Origin of the sequence: Pseudomonas sp. GXM4 (genome assembly GCF_008923895.1) — a bacterium.
Taxonomy (GTDB): domain Bacteria; phylum Pseudomonadota; class Gammaproteobacteria; order Pseudomonadales; family Pseudomonadaceae; genus Aquipseudomonas; species Aquipseudomonas atacamensis.
In genome coordinates this window covers 1-19,781 of sequence record NZ_WBRZ01000086.1, presented here as the reverse complement: position 1 = coordinate 19,781, position 19,781 = coordinate 1, and the positions used below count along the sequence as shown (strand labels likewise).

The 19,781-nt window shown below is 60.7% G+C and carries 18 protein-coding genes; 4 read left to right on the top strand and 14 right to left on the bottom strand.

The features are described 5' to 3' along the window. Nucleotides 1–19: 19 nt before the first annotated feature. The 4 genes from F8N49_RS13355 to F8N49_RS13340 form a co-directional block, all read right to left on the bottom strand. Nucleotides 20–178, bottom strand: coding sequence for a YqaE/Pmp3 family membrane protein (locus F8N49_RS13355; RefSeq protein WP_003228885.1), 159 nt, complete (start codon nt 176–178; stop codon nt 20–22). 95 nt (nt 179–273) lie between these two features. Then, on the bottom strand, nt 274–594 hold the full coding sequence (locus tag F8N49_RS13350) for a DNA-binding transcriptional regulator (RefSeq protein WP_039757682.1): 321 nt from the start codon (nt 592–594) through the stop codon (nt 274–276). After that, nucleotides 587–943 carry a type II toxin-antitoxin system RelE/ParE family toxin gene (locus F8N49_RS13345; RefSeq protein ID WP_151551726.1) on the bottom strand — a complete coding sequence of 119 codons (357 nt, stop codon included), beginning with the start codon at nt 941–943 and terminating at the stop codon, nt 587–589. The genes F8N49_RS13350 and F8N49_RS13345 overlap by 8 nt, the downstream gene beginning before the upstream one ends. 251 nt (nt 944–1,194) lie before the next feature. Beyond that, a complete protein-coding gene (locus tag F8N49_RS13340; RefSeq protein WP_122751581.1) occupies nt 1,195–2,421 on the bottom strand; it encodes an aspartate aminotransferase family protein in 1,227 nt (408 codons plus the stop codon). 169 nt (nt 2,422–2,590) lie between these two features. Here F8N49_RS13340 and F8N49_RS13335 point away from each other — a divergent pair, with 169 nt between their 5' ends. Further along, complete coding sequence (locus F8N49_RS13335) at nt 2,591–3,505, top strand: LysR family transcriptional regulator (RefSeq protein WP_071173828.1); 915 nt, start codon at nt 2,591–2,593, stop codon at nt 3,503–3,505. 228 nt (nt 3,506–3,733) lie between these two features. Here F8N49_RS13335 and F8N49_RS13330 read toward each other — a convergent pair whose 3' ends face one another. The 10 genes from F8N49_RS13330 to bioB form a co-directional block, all read right to left on the bottom strand. Continuing rightward, nucleotides 3,734–5,512, bottom strand: coding sequence for an acyl-CoA dehydrogenase C-terminal domain-containing protein (locus F8N49_RS13330; RefSeq protein ID WP_071173829.1), 1,779 nt, complete (start codon nt 5,510–5,512; stop codon nt 3,734–3,736). 155 nt (nt 5,513–5,667) lie between these two features. Next, on the bottom strand, nt 5,668–7,464 hold the full coding sequence (locus F8N49_RS13325) for an acyl-CoA dehydrogenase C-terminal domain-containing protein (RefSeq protein ID WP_151551724.1): 1,797 nt from the start codon (nt 7,462–7,464) through the stop codon (nt 5,668–5,670). Between the two features lie 90 nt (nt 7,465–7,554). Further along, nucleotides 7,555–8,844 (bottom strand): GGDEF domain-containing protein, encoded by a 1,290-nt coding sequence (locus F8N49_RS13320; RefSeq protein ID WP_151551722.1) that lies wholly within the window; start codon nt 8,842–8,844, stop codon nt 7,555–7,557. Between the two features lie 191 nt (nt 8,845–9,035). Then, nucleotides 9,036–10,841, bottom strand: coding sequence for a phenylacyl-CoA dehydrogenase (locus F8N49_RS13315; protein WP_024014564.1), 1,806 nt, complete (start codon nt 10,839–10,841; stop codon nt 9,036–9,038). Nucleotides 10,842–11,116: 275 nt separating this feature from the next. After that, nucleotides 11,117–11,413: a hypothetical protein gene (locus F8N49_RS13310; RefSeq protein WP_016772865.1), complete on the bottom strand. Its 297-nt coding sequence runs from the start codon at nt 11,411–11,413 to the stop codon at nt 11,117–11,119. Between the two features lie 108 nt (nt 11,414–11,521). After that, entirely contained in the window at nt 11,522–12,202 is a 681-nt protein-coding gene (gene bioD, locus F8N49_RS13305; RefSeq protein ID WP_016772864.1) for a dethiobiotin synthase, read from the bottom strand. Then, on the bottom strand, nt 12,199–13,008 hold the full coding sequence (gene bioC / locus F8N49_RS13300; RefSeq protein ID WP_151551720.1) for a malonyl-ACP O-methyltransferase BioC: 810 nt from the start codon (nt 13,006–13,008) through the stop codon (nt 12,199–12,201). Before bioC ends, bioD begins: the two co-directional genes overlap by 4 nt. Beyond that, nucleotides 13,001–13,732 carry an alpha/beta fold hydrolase gene (locus F8N49_RS13295; protein WP_151551718.1) on the bottom strand — a complete coding sequence of 244 codons (732 nt, stop codon included), beginning with the start codon at nt 13,730–13,732 and terminating at the stop codon, nt 13,001–13,003. Before F8N49_RS13295 ends, bioC begins: the two co-directional genes overlap by 8 nt. After that, nucleotides 13,725–14,903: an 8-amino-7-oxononanoate synthase gene (bioF, locus tag F8N49_RS13290; RefSeq protein ID WP_151551716.1), complete on the bottom strand. Its 1,179-nt coding sequence runs from the start codon at nt 14,901–14,903 to the stop codon at nt 13,725–13,727. The genes F8N49_RS13295 and bioF overlap by 8 nt, the downstream gene beginning before the upstream one ends. Before the next feature lie 160 nt (nt 14,904–15,063). Further along, complete coding sequence (gene bioB / locus F8N49_RS13285) at nt 15,064–16,119, bottom strand: biotin synthase BioB (RefSeq protein WP_151551714.1); 1,056 nt, start codon at nt 16,117–16,119, stop codon at nt 15,064–15,066. A 91-nt stretch (nt 16,120–16,210) separates the two neighbouring features. On the opposite strand from bioB, the gene F8N49_RS13280 reads away from it, so the two are divergent. The 3 genes from F8N49_RS13280 to F8N49_RS13270 all read left to right on the top strand — a co-directional run bounded on the left by F8N49_RS13280 (nt 16,211) and on the right by F8N49_RS13270 (nt 19,773). Then, nucleotides 16,211–16,945 (top strand): ComF family protein, encoded by a 735-nt coding sequence (locus F8N49_RS13280; RefSeq protein WP_151551712.1) that lies wholly within the window; start codon nt 16,211–16,213, stop codon nt 16,943–16,945. Nucleotides 16,946–17,036: 91 nt separating this feature from the next. Further along, nucleotides 17,037–17,801: a TOBE domain-containing protein gene (locus tag F8N49_RS13275; RefSeq protein ID WP_151551710.1), complete on the top strand. Its 765-nt coding sequence runs from the start codon at nt 17,037–17,039 to the stop codon at nt 17,799–17,801. A 70-nt stretch (nt 17,802–17,871) separates the two neighbouring features. Further along, nucleotides 17,872–19,773: a PhoX family phosphatase gene (locus F8N49_RS13270; protein WP_110646305.1), complete on the top strand. Its 1,902-nt coding sequence runs from the start codon at nt 17,872–17,874 to the stop codon at nt 19,771–19,773. The last annotated feature ends 8 nt before the right edge of the window (nt 19,774–19,781 follow it).

The window sequence follows — 19,781 nt, the reverse complement described above, 5'->3', positions numbered from 1 at the left end:
TGATCAGACGCCACTGAACTCAACGCTTGGCGATGATATACACCGCATGCACGATCCCTGGAATGTAGCCGCACAGCGTCAGCAGAATGTTCAGCCAGAACGCCCCGCCAAACCCGACCTGCAGAAACACGCCCAGTGGCGGCAACAGAATAGCGATGATGATACGAATGAAATCCATGGGGCAGCTCCTGAATGGGGGTTGGCTCACTTGAGCCATACAAGCTAATCGACACGCGCCGTTCGTCAGGGTTCAGTGCGATAGCTGCGTCAGGCTCAAGCGAGAATTTTCAACCCATGTTTTTGTACGATGCTCAGTAGTTTGAGCGCCATACCGCTGGGATGTTTGTCACCCGATTCCCACTGCTTCACCGTGGATGCACTTGTGTTGAGATAGCGTGCAAATACCGGTTGGCTGACCTTGTTTCGCTCGCGTAGCGCCTTGATCTCCTCAGCCGGGATCGCTAAGGGAACCGATGCCAGACAGGAGTCATCGAATTCTCGCATCGTTGCCTTGTTTATTGCTCCGACAGCAAGCAACGCCCCGGCTGATTCGTGTATCGATTCGAAAACTTCACTTTTGAATTTCTTACTCATGACATATCTCCACAAACTCCTTCATCGCCAACAAGTCGCTGATCTGCGCTTCGGTCAGTTGCGCATAGACCTTTGCCAATTTACGTAAATCCTTCAATTCTGTTGGCGTGATATTGCTTTGATCCTGCTTGGCGAAAAGCACTTGGTAGATCCAGTGACGTCCACCTTTTGCCAAAACGATCGAACGGTGACGGTTCGCCTTCAAGCGCTTCTTCCACACGCCTCCGCCAAGATTGTCCGCCTGTCCCTGAAGCATCTGGTGAAACGCCTCTTGCAACTCTTCATCTGTGATCCGCGCCCTACTGGCCTGGAGGGCGAAGCGTTTGGTCTTGAACAGCCTCAATGGCATAGGTATCCCTTCCAAAAACATACCACCTAGTGGTACAGATCGCAAAACGGCTTTTTCGGTGATACCGATCAGGCCGTAGCCGCATCCCTTGCTGGCATTCTCTAAAAGACCATCCACGGTACGATCCCTCAAGCTCTAAATCACGTCTGTAAAACCCGGCCACAAAAAAAACGCCCCACGCCAAAAGAATCAGGCGTGGGGCGTGCGTTATACCGCGAGACGGTTCGAGTAATCGGTTGGGGCTGCTCAGCTCACACGGCAATGCCCTTGCGACATTGCACTTGGGCGGTGCGCACTCGCGAGAAGGCGCGGCCCAGGCGCAGGAGCATTTCGTCGATGTTGGCTTTGCTGACAGTGAGGGCCGGGGTGAAGCGCAGGCAGTCAGGCTGCGCGGCGTTCAATATCAGGCCTTCGTGAAATGCGGCATGGACGACGGCGTCGGCGCATTCGTCGGACAGCGTCAACCCGTAAAACAGGCCTTGGCCGCGCAACTCGCCGTGGCCGTAGCGGTGGGCCAGTCGCGCAAGGCCTTCGCGCAAATGCTGGCCGCTGTCGTTAACCTGCTGGAGAAAGCTGCGGTCATGGATGCTGTCGAGCACCACCAGACCGGCCGCCGTCATCAAGGCGTTGCCGTGATGGGTGCCGCTCAGCTCGCCGGTGGCGAAGCAGCAGGCCTTGCCTCGCGTCAGCAAGGCCGCCAGCGGCAAACCGCCGCCAAGACCTTTGCCGAGCACGACGATATCGGCGCGAATCCCGTAGGACTGTTCGGCAAGCAAGCTGCCGCAGCGGCCCATACCCGTCTGCACTTCGTCGAGAATCAGCAGGATGCCCAGGTCACGACACAGTCGCTCGACCCCTTTGAGGTAATGCTCGGTCGCCGGAATGACCCCGGCATCGCTCTGGATCGGCTCCAGCATGATCGCCACGGTCTGCGCGTCCACCGCCGCATGCAGCGCCGGCAGGTCGTTGAATGGCACTCGATCAATCGTCGCCAGACTGCGGCCATGACAACCCTGCTCAGCCATGATGATCCGCGAGGCGCCGCCGCGATGCAGCTGCCCCCATTTGCGCGCCAGTTTGATCGCCGCCTCACAAGCCTCGCTGCCACTGTTGAGCAGATACGCCTGTTCGCTGGACGTGCTGGCGCACAGACGCTCGGCGAGGCTGAGCATGCCGCGATTGTGCAGATTGCAGCCTGGATTGATCAGCGCCTGGGCCTGATTGGCGATGGCTTTGACCAGCGCCGTGGGGCTGTGGCCAAGGCTGTTGGCGCCGCCTGCCTGGGAAAAGTCGAGGTAGGCGCGATCATTGCTGTCCCACAGCCAGGAACCCTGGCCGCGAACGAACACTTGTTGCGGCCGATCGACGCTGGGCATCAGGCGTTGAGCATGGAGGTGGTCGCTCAAGGCGGATGGCCCCGCCTCGAAGGTGAGGTCATCCAGACTCGGCGTCTGGCGCCGCAAACTGAATAGATTCATGCGGAAAAACCTCGCTGGAGGTTTTTTGAACTGCCTATGTAATCACGAACGAAGCAAATGGAATTCGTCACGCTTTCTGGCCCTGCAAGCCTTGTGAATGCGGTTAGACTAGGCGCGCAAACGGCTCCAGGCCATTTCGATTTCACAGCCATTTCGATAAGCGCTACTTATGGATTTCAAACAACTGCGTTATTTCGTCGCGGTCTACGAAGAAGGCCATGTCGGCCGTGCGGCTGAGCGCTTGTCGATCTCACAACCGGCGCTGTCGCAACAGATCCGTCAGCTGGAGCAGAATCTCGACGTCACCCTGTTCGAACGCAGCAGTAAACGCCTGCTGCCGACCCTCGCTGCGCATACGCTATACAACCACGCGTTGCCATTGCTTGATGGCTTGCAGCGGGCGCGCGAGGCGTTGGGTAATTTCAAGGGGCAGGCGTTGCGCACGCTGGCCATTGGTGTGCTGCAAACCGTGCACACCAGCCTTGTGCCGCAGATGCTCGAGCGTGTGCGCAAGGCGCAGCCGCATCTTGTGGTGCAGATCTATGAACTGACCGGGCTGGAAATCGAGCGGCGTCTGCTCAATGGTTCCCTGGACATCGGCATCAGCTATCTACCGCCGCGCCAACCCGGTCTGCACGGCGTGTTGCTGTACGAAGATGAACTGACGCTGGTGATCCCGGCGGACCATCCCTTGCGCGAGTTCAAGAAGGTCTCGATGCGCCAGGCTGCTGAGCTGCCCATGTTGCTGCTCGGCGAAGAGTTCCAGATCCGACAGATCTGGCAGGCACAACTGACCAGCCTCGGTCGACGCCCGCAGGTGCAGGCCGAGCTGAACACTATGCTGGGGATTCTCGATAGCCTGCCGCACACCAGGCTGGCAACGGTGCTGCCGGGACGTTCGCAAAAGGAATACGACGATGAAGATCTGCTGTGGAAACCGCTGAGCGAGCCACGGGTGCCGTTGCAAGTTGGCCTGGTGTGCCGTGATGTGCAACGCCAGCAGGCCTCGTTGGCATTGCTGCGGACATTGCTTGAAGAGGTGATCGATCGCGAAATGAAGCCGCCTCTCGATCCGCTTGCCTGAAACTTTTCTTCAGGCAAAAGAAAACCCCGCCGAAGCGGGGCTTTGCAGACTGTTTCCCTGACATCCATTTCACTCCGCCACCCTGGCAGAATCCTACGTGTCCGTGTTGTTTACTTTGCGCTTCCTGCGCGACGTCCATGAAATGTAGATTAGCCGTGGATCCAATATACGGATATGGGAGAACAGCAGCACGTCACGTAAGCAAATGCTTACATGACGTCTACAGGATCAGAACTGCGCCGCATCCAGCAGGAACAGCGACTCGCTACCGGCCTTGACCGACGCGCTCAACGAGTGGATACGCGGCAGCAAACGGGCGAAATAGAAGCGTGCGGTGCCCAGCTTGCTCGCATAGAAATCATCTTGCGTTTCCTTGCCCAGCGCGGCTTTGGCCATCAACGCCCACATATAGGCGTAAGCGGTGTATCCGAATGCTTGCAAATATTCGACCGAGGCCGCGCCGATTTCGTTCGGATTGTTTTTCGCCCGGTCCAGCAGCCACGCGGTCAGCTCGTCGAGAGTGTCGACGGCATCGTTCAGCGGTTTGGTAAACTCGCCCAGATCGGCGCTGGCGGTTGCGGTGAAATGGCGGATCTCGTCAGCGAACAGCTGGTAGAACGCGCCGCCACTGCCAACGATCTTGCGCCCGACCAGGTCCAGCGCCTGAATGCCGTTGGTGCCTTCGTAGATCTGGGTGATGCGCACGTCACGCACCAGTTGCTCCTGGCCCCACTCGCGGATGTAGCCGTGGCCGCCGAAAATCTGCTGGCCGTGGACGGTGGTTTCAAGACCCAGGTCGGTCAGGAAGGCTTTCGCTACCGGCGTCAGCAGCGCCACCAGATCTTCTGCGCGCTTGCGGGTGGTCGCATCTTCGCTGAACTTGGCGGTGTCCAGTTGCATCGCCACGTACGTGGAGAACGCACGGCCGCCTTCGTTCGAGGCTTTCATGGTCAGCAGCATGCGTCGCACGTCTGGGTGGACGATGATCGGGTCAGCGACTTTGTCCTTGTTCTGCGCACCGGTCGGCGAACGGCTCTGCAGACGATCGCGCGCATATTCAACAGCGTTCTGATAAGAGCGCTCGCCTGTGGCCAGGCCTTGAATACCAACGCCCAGGCGCTCGTAGTTCATCATGGTGAACATCGCCGCCAGGCCTTTGTTCGGCTCGCCGACCAGATAGCCGACGGCTTCGTCGAAGTTCATCACGCAGGTCGCCGAAGCCTGGATGCCCATCTTGTGTTCGATCGAACCGCAGTTGGCCGGGTTACGCGCACCGAGGCTGCCGTCGGCATTGACCATGAACTTCGGCACCAGGAACAGCGAAATGCCTTTTGGACCGGCCGGGGCGTCCGGCAGCTTGGCCAGTACCAGATGAATGATGTTCTCGGTGAGGTCGTGTTCACCGCCAGTGATGAAGATCTTGGTGCCGCTGACCTTGTAGGAACCATCGGCCTGGGGTTCGGCTTTGGTGCGAATGATCCCCAGATCGGTGCCGGCGTGCGGCTCGGTCAGGCACATGGAACCGGCCCAGATGCCGGCGTACATGTTCGGCAGGTACGCAGCTTTGAGTTCTTCACTGGCATGGGCATTGATCGACAGGCAGGCGCCAGCGGTCAGCATCGGATACAGACCGAACGCGAGGCTGGCGGAGTTGACCATTTCTTCGACCTGCGCCGACACGGCTTTGGGCATGCCCATGCCGCCGTAGGCCGGATCACCGCCGACGCCGACCCAGCCGCCTTCGGCATAAGTCTGATAAGCCTGTGGGAAACCGGCCGGCGTGGTGACGGCACCGTCCGCCCAATGGCAACCTTCCTCGTCAGCGGCACGGCTCAGCGGCGCGATGCTTTTGCTGGTGACCTTGCCGGCCTCTTCGAGAATCGCTTCAACGGTTTCGGCGTCGACGGTCTCGGCCAGCGCCGGCAGCTCGGCCCAGAGTTTGGCGACTTCGAACACTTCATTGAGGACGAAGCGCATATCGCGCAGCGGCGCTTTGTAGTCAGCCATGGCAAACCTCGCAAGATCTAAACAGGTGGTTCGTGGAATGATATTTTCTGAGCCCGAGTGTACCTCAACAACTTTTGCGACACATAGGGTCAACCGGTGACTGATTTGTTATTTTTAGTCACCGGAAAAAGATCGCCGCGATCTTTCGATCTGCCCTACAAAGCAAACGCCTGCGCCGGCAAATTCATCAAACAATCACTGCCTGCCTCGATCGCTGCCTGATGCGCAGCCGTACGCGGCAACAAACGCTTGAAGTAGAACTCGCACGTCGCCAGTTTGCCCTTGAGGAAATCAGCCTCACCCTCGCCCGCCTCCAGCTGTGCCTGCGCAACCAACGCCATGCGCAGCCACAGGTAGCCCAGGATGATGTAGCCGCTGTACATCAGGTAATCCACCGATGCGGCGCCGACTTCGTCCGGGTTCTTCATGGCGGCCATGCCGACCTTCATGGTCAGGGCGCCCCACTGTTGATTGAGCCCGTCAAGTTGCGCGACGAAGCGGCCCAATTGCGCGTGGTCGGCGTTCGCTGCGCAGAACTTGTGGACGATCTTGGTAAAGCCGCGCAGCAGCTTGCCCTGACTGCCCAGCACCTTGCGCCCGAGCAGGTCTAGCGCCTGAATGCCATTGGTGCCTTCGTAGATCGGCGCAATCCGGCAATCGCGCACCAGTTGCTCCATGCCCCACTCACGAATGAAACCGTGGCCGCCGAACACTTGCATGCCGTGGTTGGTCACTTCCAGCCCGGTGTCGGTCATGAACGCCTTGCAGATCGGCGTGAGGAACGCCAACAGGTCTTCGGCCTCCTGACTCGCCTCGGCGTCGGTGCTCAGGTGCGCGACGTCGAGCATCTGCGCGGTGAAATAGGTCAGCGCGCGGTTGCCTTCGTTGAAGGCTTTCATGGTCAGCAACATGCGCCGCACATCGGGGTGGACGATGATCGGATCGGCAGGTTTTTCCGGGGCCTTGGCGCCGGTCAGCGCGCGCATCTGCAGGCGGTCATTGGCGTACTTGATCGCCCCCTGAAAACTCGCCTCGCCCAGACAAAGCCCTTGCATGCCGGTGCCGAGCCGCGCGTGGTTCATCATGGTGAACATGCAGTTGAGGCCCTTGTTCGGCTCGCCGATCAAGTAACCCGTGGCGGCATCGAAATTCAGCACGCACGTAGCAGAAGCCTTGATGCCCATCTTGTGCTCGATCGAGCCGCAGGAAACGCCATTGCGCTCACCCGCTTCGCCTGCTGCATCGGGCAGGAACTTGGGCACGATAAACAGGGAAATGCCCTTGGTTCCGGCCGGTGCGTCCGGCAGCTTGGCCAGGACCAGATGGATGATGTTGTCGCTCAGGTCATGCTCGCCGGCGGAAATGAAAATCTTGCTGCCGGTGATCGCGTAGCTGCCGTCGGCCCGGGGCACCGCGCGAGTCTTGATGATGCCCAGATCGGTGCCGCAGTGGGCTTCGGTCAGGCACATGGTGCCGGTCCACTGGCCAGCGGTGAGTTTGCTCAGGTAGGTGTCTTTCTGCTCGGCGGTACCGTGGGCGTGGATCGCCGACATCGCGCCGTGGGTCAGGCCGGGGTACATGCCCCAGGACGTGTTGCTGGAGCCGACCATCTCGCTGATCACCAGCCCCAGCGAACTCGGCAACCCTTGGCCACCGTAAGCCGGATCGGCCGCCAATCCATGCCAGCCGCCCTCGACATATTGTGCGAAGGCCTGCTTGAAGCCTGTAGGCGTTGTCACCACGCCGTTGTCGAAACGGCAGCCCTCTTCGTCGCCGCTGCGATTGAGCGGGGCCAGCACGTTCTCGCAGAACTTCGCGCCTTCTTCGAGGATCGCGCTGATCATGTCCGGGCTGGCGTCATGCGCGCCGAGAGTGGCGTAGTTGGTATGGAAGTCGAAGACGTGATCGATCAGAAAGCGCATGTCGCGCAGGGGAGCTTTGTACTCGGGCATGGTGGCTTCTCCGTCAGCAGATTCCTCCAACCTACTGCTTGCCACCACGCGCGACAATCACTGTGTAGGCGCTGAATGCGCCGTCATCACTCAACCCGCAGCTGCGTCCATGCGCACCGCGCCACGGCGGTTCTGCCCGAATGCCATGACGCAGTTACGCCCGGCGCCCTTGGCGCTGTACAACGCCTGGTCGGCGGACTTGAGCACTTCTTCCGGGGTGCGCTGCTCGACACGTTCGGCGACGCCGATACTCACCGTCACCGACACCGCCGAAGCCCCGGCACCGCTGCGGCGCTGGCGCCCTTGCTGATCATCCTGCGGGCGGTTTTCCTGGTTGCGTAGCTGAATGCTGTAGGAGGCGATCGACTCACGGATCACTTCCAGGTGCGGCATGCACTCCTCAAGGGTTTTGCCTGCAAACACCAAGGCGAATTCCTCACCGCCGTAGCGATACGCCCTACCGCCACCGCTGACTTTCGACAGTTTGCTGGCGACCAGGCGCAGCACCTGGTCACCGACATCGTGGCCATGGGTGTCGTTGAATTTCTTGAAGTGATCGACGTCGCTCATCGCCAGCACATAGTTGCGCCCCAGACGCTGCATGCGTTCGTTAAGCGCACGTCGTCCCGGCAGACCGGTGAGCTCGTCGCGGAAGGCCATTTGATAGGCCTCATGCGCAACCGCCGCGGCGATCATCAGCATCACCTGGCTGCACATGATGTTCAGGGTGAACGGCAGAATGAAGGTCTTCGGCAGCATCCAGAACACCCCGAGCAAGCCGACCAGTTGCGCCGCATGCAACGGACGCGGGTTGCGCCAGTATTGCCAGGCCAGGAGCAGGAAGGCCGAGATGAACACCGGATAGGACAACTGGATCAGACTCATCCACGCGCCGTGCAGCGCCGGCCAGCGGATCTCCGAGAGCCACAGCAGTAGCGCCTGTGGGTAACTTTGCTCCAGGCCCAGCGCCACGCTGCCAAATGCCAGCAGTACGGCAAAGCGCGCGACCATGTCCTGAAACAGATGGGTACGCTCCTGCCACGCCGCGAACAGCCCGAACAACAACGGCAGCAGCAGGCAGACCAGATGAAACACCACCGCAGCGTCTTCGCGAACCTTGCCGTTGTCGCGGTAGAAATCGGTCTGGGTATCGAGCAGAAAGTAGGCGATGTACACCGTGAGCATCAGAAACAGTTCGCGCTGACGTCGGTACACCGCGCAATACGCGCCACCGAGGAGCAGAACCAATGTCGGCAGAACGTTGAACAGCGATGTGAAAAACACGCTGAGGTCTTTGACGTACGCAGCCGCCAGCCCCGCAAGCAATAACAGCAGTGATGGCAGGAAATGGCTGAAACGTACAGCGGAAGAACGCGGCAAGGGTAAGCTCCGACCCGTCATAGCAAAGAGATGGCATTGTGCCTGCAAAGTGCGGCCAAGCCCACACAATGTGATCCAGATCACACACGCTCTCTGTAACGGCCGGAAGCTCGACTATCTGAGCGATCCGCCAATAAAAAAACCGCTGCCCCCTAACGGGAGCAGCGGTTTTCGTCAGACTGCGTTAAGGCTTAGTAGCCCAGTGCGAAGTCTTCTTCTTTCATGTCCATCAGGTTGCCAGCACCCGACAGCATAGTGGCCACGTGCGTACGGGTACGCGGCAGGATGCGCTGGAAGTAGAAGCGCGCGGTTTGCAGCTTGGCGGTGTAGAACGCCTCGTCGCTAGTGCCGGCAGCCAGTTTTTCCGCAGCCAGACGCGCCATGTCCGCCCAGAAGTAGGCCAGGCAGGCATAACCGGAGTACATCAGGTAGTCCACGGAGGCCGCGCCGACTTCTTCGCGATCTTTCATGGCGGCCATACCGACCTTCATGGTCAGCTCGCCCCATTCCTTGTTCAGTGCAGCCAGCGGCGCGACGAATTCCTGGACGGCTTCGTTGCCTTCGTTGGTCTGGCAGAACTTGTGGACGATCTTGGTGAAGCCTTTCAAAGCTTCGCCTTGAGTCATCAGCACTTTGCGGCCGAGCAGGTCGAGGGCCTGGATGCCGGTGGTGCCTTCGTACAGCATCGAAATGCGGCTGTCGCGAACGTTCTGCTCCATGCCCCACTCGGCGATGAAGCCGTGGCCGCCGTAGATCTGCACGCCGTGGTTGGCGGCTTCGAAACCGACTTCGGTCATGAACGCTTTGGCGATCGGGGTCATGAACGCCAGCAGCGCGTCGGCCTTTTTCTTCTCTTCTTCATCGACGCCGTATTTGACGATGTCGACCTGCTTGGCGGTGAAGTAGACCATCGCGCGGTTGCCTTCGGCGAACGCCTTCATGGTCAACAGCATGCGGCGCACGTCAGGGTGGACGATGATCGGGTCAGCGGCTTTGTCCGGCGCTTTCGGGCCAGTCAGCGAGCGCATTTGCAGGCGATCACGAGCGTATTTCAGACCGCCCTGGAAGCCGATTTCGGCGTGAGCCAGACCTTGCAGTGCGGTACCGAGGCGAGCGGTGTTCATAAAGGTGAACATGCAGTTCAGACCTTTGTTCGCCGGGCCGATCAGGTAACCGGTGGCGCCGTCGAAGTTCATCACGCAGGTGGCGTTGCCGTGGATGCCCATCTTGTGTTCCAGCGAACCGCAGCTCACTGCGTTGCGCGCGCCAATGGTGCCATCGGCGTTTGGCAGGAACTTTGGAACGATGAACAGCGAGATGCCTTTGGTGCCAGCCGGAGCATCCGGCAGGCGGGCCAATACGATGTGGACGATGTTGTCCGCCATGTCGTGTTCACCGGCCGAGATGAAGATCTTGGTGCCGGAAACTTTGTAGGAACCGTCGGCCTGAGGCTCGGCCTTGGTGCGCAGCATGCCCAGGTCGGTGCCGCAGTGCGGTTCGGTCAGGCACATGGTGCCGGTCCATTCGCCCGAGACCAGTTTGGTCAGATAGGCTTCCTGCTGCTCTGGGGTGCCGTGCTCGGAGATGGTATTCATCGCACCGTGCGACAGGCCTGGGTACATGCCCCACGACCAGTTGGCTTCGCCGACCATTTCGCTCACCGCCAGGCCCAGCGACTCAGGCAGACCTTGGCCGCCGTGCTCAACGTCGTGGGCCAGGCTTGGCCAGCCACCTTCGACGAATTGCTTGTACGCCTCTTTGAAGCCAGTCGGGGTTTTCACGCCGGACTCGCTCCAGGTGCAACCTTCGATGTCGCCCACGCGGTTCAGCGGCGCCAGTACCTGCTCACAAAACTTGGCGCCTTCCTCGAGGATGGCGTCAACCATGTCCGGCGTGGCGTCTGCGCACGCTGGCAGGCTCTGATAGTGCGCTTCGTAGCCGAGCAGTTCGTCACGAACGAAGCGAATATCACGCAAGGGGGCCTTGTAGTCAGGCATAGCGATAAACCTCTGCTGATGTAACCGGGAATGAACGACCGTGTTGAGTTGTTGTGACGGTCAAACAGTTGTTTGAAACATACGTTTACGCCGAAATCTTGTCAAGCATCGTTCTTTTGCCGTTCGTCATCAGCCTTTGCAAATGCCGGAGACGACAAATCGCCGCTACTACATATAAGCCACGGGCGTAGAAGAAAAGATTAGTTGAGCAAGAAGGACTTAAACGAAAAACGCCGCGACAGGGCGCGGCGTTTCGAGGTCTACAACAAGTTCGATCAGGCGAAGGTATCGATGATCGTCCCGAGCACTTCGTCGGACGCCTTGGCCACCTTCACACCCAGCTCTGCCTGGATCTTGCCCTGCGACAGCTCGACGATATTGCTCGCCAGATCCGATTCTTGTGCGCGATCCACGCCGCGCAGGCGATTGACCTGCACTTCGGACGACTGGCTGGTCACCGAACGTTCGATAGTGTTGTTGGCGATCTGGCTGGCGGCCTGATCGACGCGGTTCTGCCCGGACTGAATCGAGCTCAGTCCCGCATAGAAAGCTGTGTTGCCGGAGATTTCCATAGTCACTCTCATCCCTGTAAAGGATCAATGCTCGCCATTGAAGCAGACGCGCCGGCAAAACACCCGTCAAAAACACTAATGGCACAGTGCCTGTTCATAGCGAGAAACTTAATCGAGCAAATCCAGTTGCAAATGCTCGGCCACCGCTTCGGCGCTCAACGCCTTGAGTTTCGGCACGCGACCCAGGCACGGCGCGGGGATGCGCTCGGCCAGGGTCGCAAGGTTCTCCTCCAGCCGCGAAGTTTTCGGATCGATGATATTGGCCACCCACCCCGCCAATTGCAGACCATCGCGGGCAATCGCCTCGGCGGTCAGCAACGCATGACTGATGCACCCCAGCCTGACGCCCACCACCAGAATCACCGGCAGCTTCAGCGCAATCGCCAGGTCCGAGAGATTGTCCTGATCCGCCAACGGCACCCGCCAGCCGCCCGCGCCTTCGATCAGGGTGAAATCGGCGTTCATCGCCAGAATCCCGCGCATCGGCGCCAGCAGCGATTGCACCGTCAGCGCCACACCTGCTTCGCGCGCCGCCAGATGCGGAGCGATCGCTGGCTCGAACGCCACCGGGTTGACCTGTTGATAAGTCAGCGGCAACGAACATTCGGCCAGCAGCGCCAAGGCATCGGAATTACGCAAGCCTTTGGGCGTGACGTCGCACCCGGAAGCCACCGGTTTGCCCGCCGCCGTGCTCAAGCCTGCCGACCGCGCCGCATGGAGCAATCCGGCAGCAACGGTGGTCTTGCCGACATCGGTGTCGGTACCGGTGATGAAATAGGCTGCGCTCATAGAGGTTTCTCCAACACGGCGTATACCACCTGATACGTTGCCGGCAGCCCCGACGCCTGACGGAACCGCTCATACGCGTCGATCAGCCCGAGAATCCGCGCCCGTCCGGTCAAACCGCCCGGCCGGCCCGGATTCAGATTGTGTGCGCCCAATGCCTTCAGCTCATGGGTCAGGCTGCGCACATCCGGGTAATGCAACACGTGCGGCTGATTCTCCAGCGCCGAAATGCGCATGCCACTGCCGGCACATAACTGTTCATAGCGGCCGAACTCACGGAAGCGATTGACGTGCACCAATCCGTCGACCTGCTGCCAACTCTCCCGCAACTCGAACAGCGTTCCTGTACACAGACTAGCAAAGGCAAAAATCCCGCCCGGTTTAAGCACGCGCAAGGCTTCGCTGAGCACCGCCTCGAAGTCGGCGCACCACTGCACCGCGAGACTGGAGAAAATCAGATCGACGCTCGCATCCTGCAACGGCAGCCGTTCGGCATCGCCAGCAATGAAATGCTCAGCGCCACCCAACGGCCGTGCGTGATTGAGCATGCCCTCGGCAATGTCCAGCGCGACACCGCTGCCCTGGGTGAAACGCGAGGCCAGCGCCCGGGTGAAATAGCCGGTGCCGCAACCGAGATCAAGCCACCGCGACGGCATGAAACTCCCAGGCAAACGCTCAAGCAGCTGCGTGCCGACGTCACGCTGAAACTCGGCGACGCTGTCGTAACTGGCCGCAGCGCGAGAAAAAGACGCCGCCACCTGGCGCTTGTCGGGCAAGCCCCCAGGCAGCACAAGGGACAGATCAGTCATCAGCGCACTCATGTAGAAACGCCTGGATCGCGCCCGCGACTCCGTGCGGGTCTTCCAGCAGAAAAGCATGGCTGGCCTGTTCGATCAGACCAATTTCGATATCCGGCAATAGCGCGAACAATGCGCCGGCCGCTTCCGCCGGGACCAGAGCGTCCTGACCGCCGAACAGATGCAACTGCGGGCCGCGAAACCCCTGCAACGCCTGGCGCGTATCCAGTTGCGCAAGCAGCTCCAGACCCGCCATCAGCGCAGTCGGCGCGGCTGCCGGCGCACCACCGAGCAGCAACCGCGACAAGCCACGCGGGTCTGGCGAACCTTGCGCACATAGCAGAGCGAAGCGCTTGATCGTGACACGCGGATCGGCCTGGCAACCGGCAAGAAATGCATCGAACGTCTCGCCGGGCATCGCGCTCGGCCACTGTTCATGAGCAACAAACGCAGGGTTGCTTGCCAGCGTGAGCAGCCCGCAGCACGCCTCACCGCGTCGTGCCGCCAACTCAGAGGCGAGCATGCCGCCCAGCGACCAGCCACCGAGCCACACTTCCTGTGGAATGCGCGCGTCGAGTTCGTCGAGCCAGTCTTCAAGGTCGGCGGAATCCAGTTCCGGCAGGGGCTCGATTTCGACCTGCAGATGTTCGTTGAGGCCACGCAATGCTGCGGCCAGCGGTTCCAGCGGCGACACGCCGAGGCCCCAGCCGGGCAGCAGAATCAGACGATTACGCATGGCCTGGCTCCAACGACAATCGGGCGAAACAATCTGCCAATCCTTCCAGCAACTGTTGCACTTGAGCTTCGCTGTGGGCGGCGGTCAGCGTGACGCGCAGTCGCGCGCTGCCGGCCGGCACGGTCGGTGGACGGATCGCGGTCACCATCAAGCCGCGCTCGCGCAGCATTTGCGACAAACGCACGGCGCGCCCGGCATCGCCGATCATGATCGGCTGGATCGGCGTAAAGCTGTCCATCAGCTTCAGCCCGATCTGCTCGGCGCCGTGGCGGAACTGGCGAATCAGCGTCTGCAAGTGTTCACGGCGCCAGTGTTCGCTGCGCAACAGCTCGAGGCTTTTCAGCGTCGCGCAGGCCAGCGCCGGCGGTTGGCTGGTGGTGTAGATGTACGGGCGGGCGAACTGGATCAGGCTTTCGATCAACTCTTCGCTGCCGGCGACAAAGGCCCCGGCGGTGCCGAAGGCTTTACCGAGAGTGCCGACCAGCACCGGCACATCGTCCTGGCTCAGGCCGAAATGCTCGACGATGCCGCCACCGTTGGCGCCCAATGGGCCGAAGCCGTGGGCATCGTCGACCATCAGCCACGCGCCTTTGGCCTTGGCCGCGCGGGCCAGCGCCGGCAGGTCGGCGATGTCACCGTCCATGCTGAATACGCCATCGGTCACCACCAGTGTGTTGCCAGTGGCTTTCTCCAGGCGCTTTGCCAGACTCTCGGCGTCGTTGTGCAGATAGCGGTTGAAACGCGCGCCGGACAACAGGCCCGCGTCCAGCAACGAGGCATGATTGAGCCGGTCTTCGAGCACCGTATCGCCCTGCCCGACCAGCGCGGTGACCGCGCCGAGGTTGGCCATGTAGCCGGTGGTGAACAGCAGTGCACGTGGGCGCCCGGTCAGATCGGCGAGTGCTTCTTCCAGCGCGTGATGCGGGCTGCTGTGGCCGATCACCAGATGCGACGCACCACCGCCGACACCCCAGCGCTCGGCACCGGCGCGCCAGGCTTCGATCACCTGCGGATGATTGGCCAGGCCCAGATAGTCGTTGTTGCAGAAAGCGAGCAGCGGTTGGCCGTCGACCACGACTTGCGGGCCTTGCGGCGAGTCGAGCAGCGGACGCTGCCGGTAGAGGTTGTCGGCACGGCGGGCAACAAGGCGTGCGGCGAGATCGAATGACATGCAGGCCTCGATTTTCAAATGACACAGATCCCCTGTGGGAGCGAGCCTGCTCGCGAATGGGCGTCACCTCCAACAGGGATGTTGGCGGCCAAACCGCTTTTGCGAGCAGGCCCGCTCCCACAGGGGTTTTGCATTCCTTCAGGGCAATCCGCGCGGTTTATTACACCGCAGCGTTGTAGAACTGCTCGCTACTCTTCTGCTCCACCAGTGCCTGCTCAATCGCAGCCTGATGAACCTCATCGGAATGATCTTCGCGAGCCTCCGGCTGGATACCGAGGCGCGCGAACAATTGCATGTCCTTGTCCGCCTGCGGGTTGGCGGTGGTGAGCAATTTGTCGCCGTAGAAAATCGAGTTGGCGCCGGCGATAAATGCCAGGGCCTGCATCTGCTCGTTCATCGCTTCGCGACCGGCGGACAGGCGCACATGAGATTGCGGCATTAGGATGCGCGCGACGGCGAGCATGCGGATGAAGTCGAACGGGTCAATGTCTTCGGCGTTTTCCAGCGGCGTTCCGGCGACTTTCACCAGCATGTTGATCGGCACCGACTCCGGGTGCTCCGGCAGGTTGGCCAACTGGATCAGCAGATTGGCGCGATCGTCCAGCGATTCGCCCATGCCGAGAATGCCGCCGGAGCAGATTTTCATCCCCGACTCACGCACGTAAGCCAGCGTCTGCAGACGTTCGCTGTAAGTGCGGGTGGTGATGATGCTGCCGTAGAACTCCGGCGAGGTGTCGAGGTTGTGGTTGTAGTAATCGAGACCGGCCTTGGCCAGCGCCTCGGTCTGCTCCTGATCGAGACGTCCGAGGGTCATGCAGGTTTCCAGGCCCAAGGCTTTCACCCCTTCAACCATCTTCAACACATACGGCATGTCTTTGGCCGACGGATGTTTCCACGCCGCGCCCATGCAGAATCGCGTCGAACCAATGGCTTTAGCGCGGGCCGCCTCTTCGAGGACCTTCTGCACTTCCATCAGTTTTTCTTTTTCCAGACCGGTGTTGTAGTGCCCGGACTGCGGGCAGTACTTGCAGTCTTCCGGGCAGGCACCGGTTTTGATCGACAGCAGTGTCGAGACCTGCACGCGGTTGGCGTTGAAATGTGCGCGGTGCACCGTTTGCGCCTGGAACAGCAAGTCGTTGAATGGCTGTACGAAGAGTGCTTTGACTTCGGCCAGAGACCAATCGTGACGCAGGGTGGCGGTGGTGCTCGCGCTCATGGGCAATTCCTTGGTTATGCTTGGCTGGCGCCGGGGAAAATGGAATATCCACAGGCGCTACACGGATGTTCGGCATATTTAAGGAAGAGCGATGCGCTGTCAACCGCAATACCAGGGACAGGTTTACATCTGTTTAAAAAACGTACAGACCTGTTTGCTGTGCGATGAGCCCGCAGAAGCACAAATGCCAATGTGCGAGGCCTGCGAAACCGAATTGCCCTGGCTCGGCAGTCATTGTCAGAGCTGCGCTTTGCCGCTGGCGGCGGATGGCCTGACTTGCGGCGAGTGCCTGCTAGAGCCTCCGGCCTTCGAACAGGTTGCCGTGCCCTGGGTTTATGGCTTCCCCGTGGACAGTCTGATTACACGCTTTAAACACAACGCAAAATGGCCGTTTGGTCACCTGCTCGCCGACGTTCTCGGCCAATACCTGCAGCATCGCTTCGCCGAGGACTTGCAGCGACCCGATGTGTTGCTACCGGTGCCGCTGGCGAATAAACGACTACGTCGGCGAGGATTCAATCAGGCGGCGATGCTCGCGCGCTGGTTGAGTGTTTCGCTGGGTTTGCCGTGCGAAGAACAGCTTCTAAGGCGAGTCATGGACACCGACGCCCAACAGGATCTCGACGCCAAGGCGCGCAAACGCAATTTGCGCAATGCCTTTGCGCTGACGCCTGATGCAGAGGTAAGCGGCCGCCATTTCGCGCTGGTGGATGATGTTCTGACCACGGGCGCGACCGCTCAGACACTGGCGCGGTTGTTGATGAATGCAGGTGCGGCGCGGGTTGATGTGTATTGCCTGGCTCGTACACCGAAACCCGGTACCTGAGCTCAACTCCTACAGGTTGTGTGTTCGGCTTGACTCGCGCGTTGCAAGTGGCCAACGTCCTCCTCATCGCCCGAGCCAGAAGCGTTCTGCCATGTCCCTGCCCACCCTCCTCTCCCAGCACATCGTCCGCCGTCCGCAGCGCATCGCCCTGCTGCAACACATCGCCGAGCAGGGTTCGATCACCCGCGCGGCGAAGAGCGCGGGGCTCAGTTACAAGGCGGCATGGGATGCGATCGATGAGTTGAACAACCTGGCGCAGAAACCCTTGGTCGAGCGCGTGGTGGGTGGCAAGGGTGGCGGCGGCGCCAGACTGTCCAGCGAGGGCGAGCGGGTGCTGCGCCTGTATCAGAAATTGCAGGCGTTGCAGGCACAGGTGTTGGAAGCGGCCGAAGACGCCAGTGATCTCGACCTGCTCGGGCGGCTGATGCTCAGGACCAGCGCGCGCAATCAGCTGCATGGCACGGTCGCGGCCATTCAGGCGCAGGGGCGCAACGATCTGATCCGCCTCGAACTGGCAGAAGGCATTGCTCTGGAGGCACAGATCACCCACGACAGCACCGTGCATCTGGAATTGCAGGTCGGTACCGAAGTGATGGCGCTGATCAAGGCTGGCTGGCTTGAGTTGCTCGGCTCCGATCAGCCGGCCACGCCCGGACACAATGTCCTGCGCGGCACCATCGAAGCCATCCTCGATGCCGAGGACGGTCCCAGCGAGGTGCGCATTTCCCTGCCCAACGGCCAGACACTTTGCGCCTTGGCCGAACCGCTGCACTTGCGCAACCAGCAACTCGCCGTGGGGTCTGCGGTGCAGGTGCAATGCGCGCCGTCCAACGTGCTGATCGGCACGCCGCTCTGATTTGTCCTTGCCACAAAAGCGTCATCGACCCGCATTAAGGTGTTGCCCATAACCAAGCAGGGAGCCTGATGTGAGCCTATTAGAAGAAAACCAATCCACTGATCTGGAAAAAATGGTCGGCCTCAGCCGTCGCGGTTTCATCAGCGCCGGTGCCTTGTGCGGCGCGGCGATGTTCCTCGGCGGCAACCTGCTGAGCCGCAGCGTCATGGCCGCCAGCGTCAGCGCCGGCAACAGCCGCCTGCTCGGTTTCGAGAGCATTCCTGCGGCGACCACCGACGCCATCAGCCTGCCCAAGGGCTACAAGTCTTCGGTGCTGATCAGTTGGGGCCAGCCGTTGCACAAGAACGGCCCGGCCTTCGATCCGAGCGGTAACGGCACCGCTGCCGCACAGGAAGTGCAGTTCGGCGACAACAATGACGGCATGAGCCTGTTCCCCTTCCCGGACGACAAGAACCGCGCGCTGATGGCGATCAACAACGAATACACCAACTATCGCTATCTATATCCGCACGGCGGCATGCCGCAGTCGGCTGAAGACGTGCGCAAGGCATTGGCCTGCGAAGGCGTGTCGGTGATCGAAGTGCAGCGCAAGAACGGCCAGTGGCAATTCGTCCAGGGCTCGCGCTACAACCGTCGGATTCACGGTAACTCGCCGCTGCGAATCAGCGGTCCGGCCCGCGGCCACGACTTGATGAAAACCGCTGCCGACAAGCACGGCAAAAAAGTCCTCGGCACCTTCCAGAACTGCGCCAACGGCAAGACACCCTGGGGCACCTACCTGACCTGCGAAGAAAACTTCACCGACTGCTTCGGCAGCAGCAACGCCCAGCAGCAGTTCGATGCCGCGCAAAAGCGCTACGGCGTTGTCGCCAGCAGCAAAGACATCAACTGGCACCCGCACGACCCGCGCTTCGACATGGCCAAGAACCCCAATGAGCTCAACCGTCACGGCTGGGTGGTCGAGATCGACCCATTCGATCCGCAATCGACTCCGGTCAAACGCACCGCGCTGGGCCGCTTCAAACATGAAAACGCCGCGCTGGCCGAGACCGACGATGGTCGCGCGGTGGTGTACATGGGCGACGACGAGCGTGGCGAGTTCATTTACAAATTCGTCAGCCGTGATCGCATCAACCATCGCAATCAGAAAGCCAACCGCGACATCCTCGATCACGGCACGTTGTATGTGGCCAAATTCGATGCCGGCGACGGCAACCCTGATCACCCGAAAGGCCAGGGCCAGTGGATCGAACTGACCCACGGCAAGAACGGCATCGACGCCAGCAGCGGGTTTGCCGATCAGGCGGAAGTGCTGATCCACGCGCGCCTCGCCGCCAGCGTCGTCGGCGCAACACGCATGGACCGCCCGGAGTGGATCGTCGTCAGCCCCAAGGACGGCCAGGTTTATTGCACCCTGACCAACAACGCCAAGCGCGGTGAAGACGGGCAACCGGTGGGCGGTCCAAACCCGCGCGAGAAGAACGTTTACGGGCAGATTCTGCGCTGGCGTACCGACCGCAACGATCACGCCTCGAAGACATTTGCCTGGGATCTGTTTGTGGTCGCCGGCAACCCGGGCGTGCATGCCGGGACGCCAAAGGGTGGCTCATCCAACATCACCCCGCAGAACATGTTCAACAGCCCCGACGGTCTGGGTTTCGACAAGGCCGGACGCCTGTGGATTCTCACCGACGGCGATTCGAGCAACGCTGGCGACTTCGCCGGGATGGGCAACAACCAGATGCTCTGCGCCGATCCTGCGACCGGTGAAATTCGCCGTTTCATGGTCGGGCCGGTGGGTTGCGAAGTGACCGGGATCAGCTTCTCGCCGGATCAGAAAACCCTGTTTGTCGGGATTCAGCATCCCGGCGAGAACGGCGGTTCGACCTTCCCCGAGCATCTGCCCAATGGCAAGCCAAGGTCTTCGGTGATGGCGATTACTCGCGAGGATGGTGGGATCGTCGGCGCCTGATAAACCGC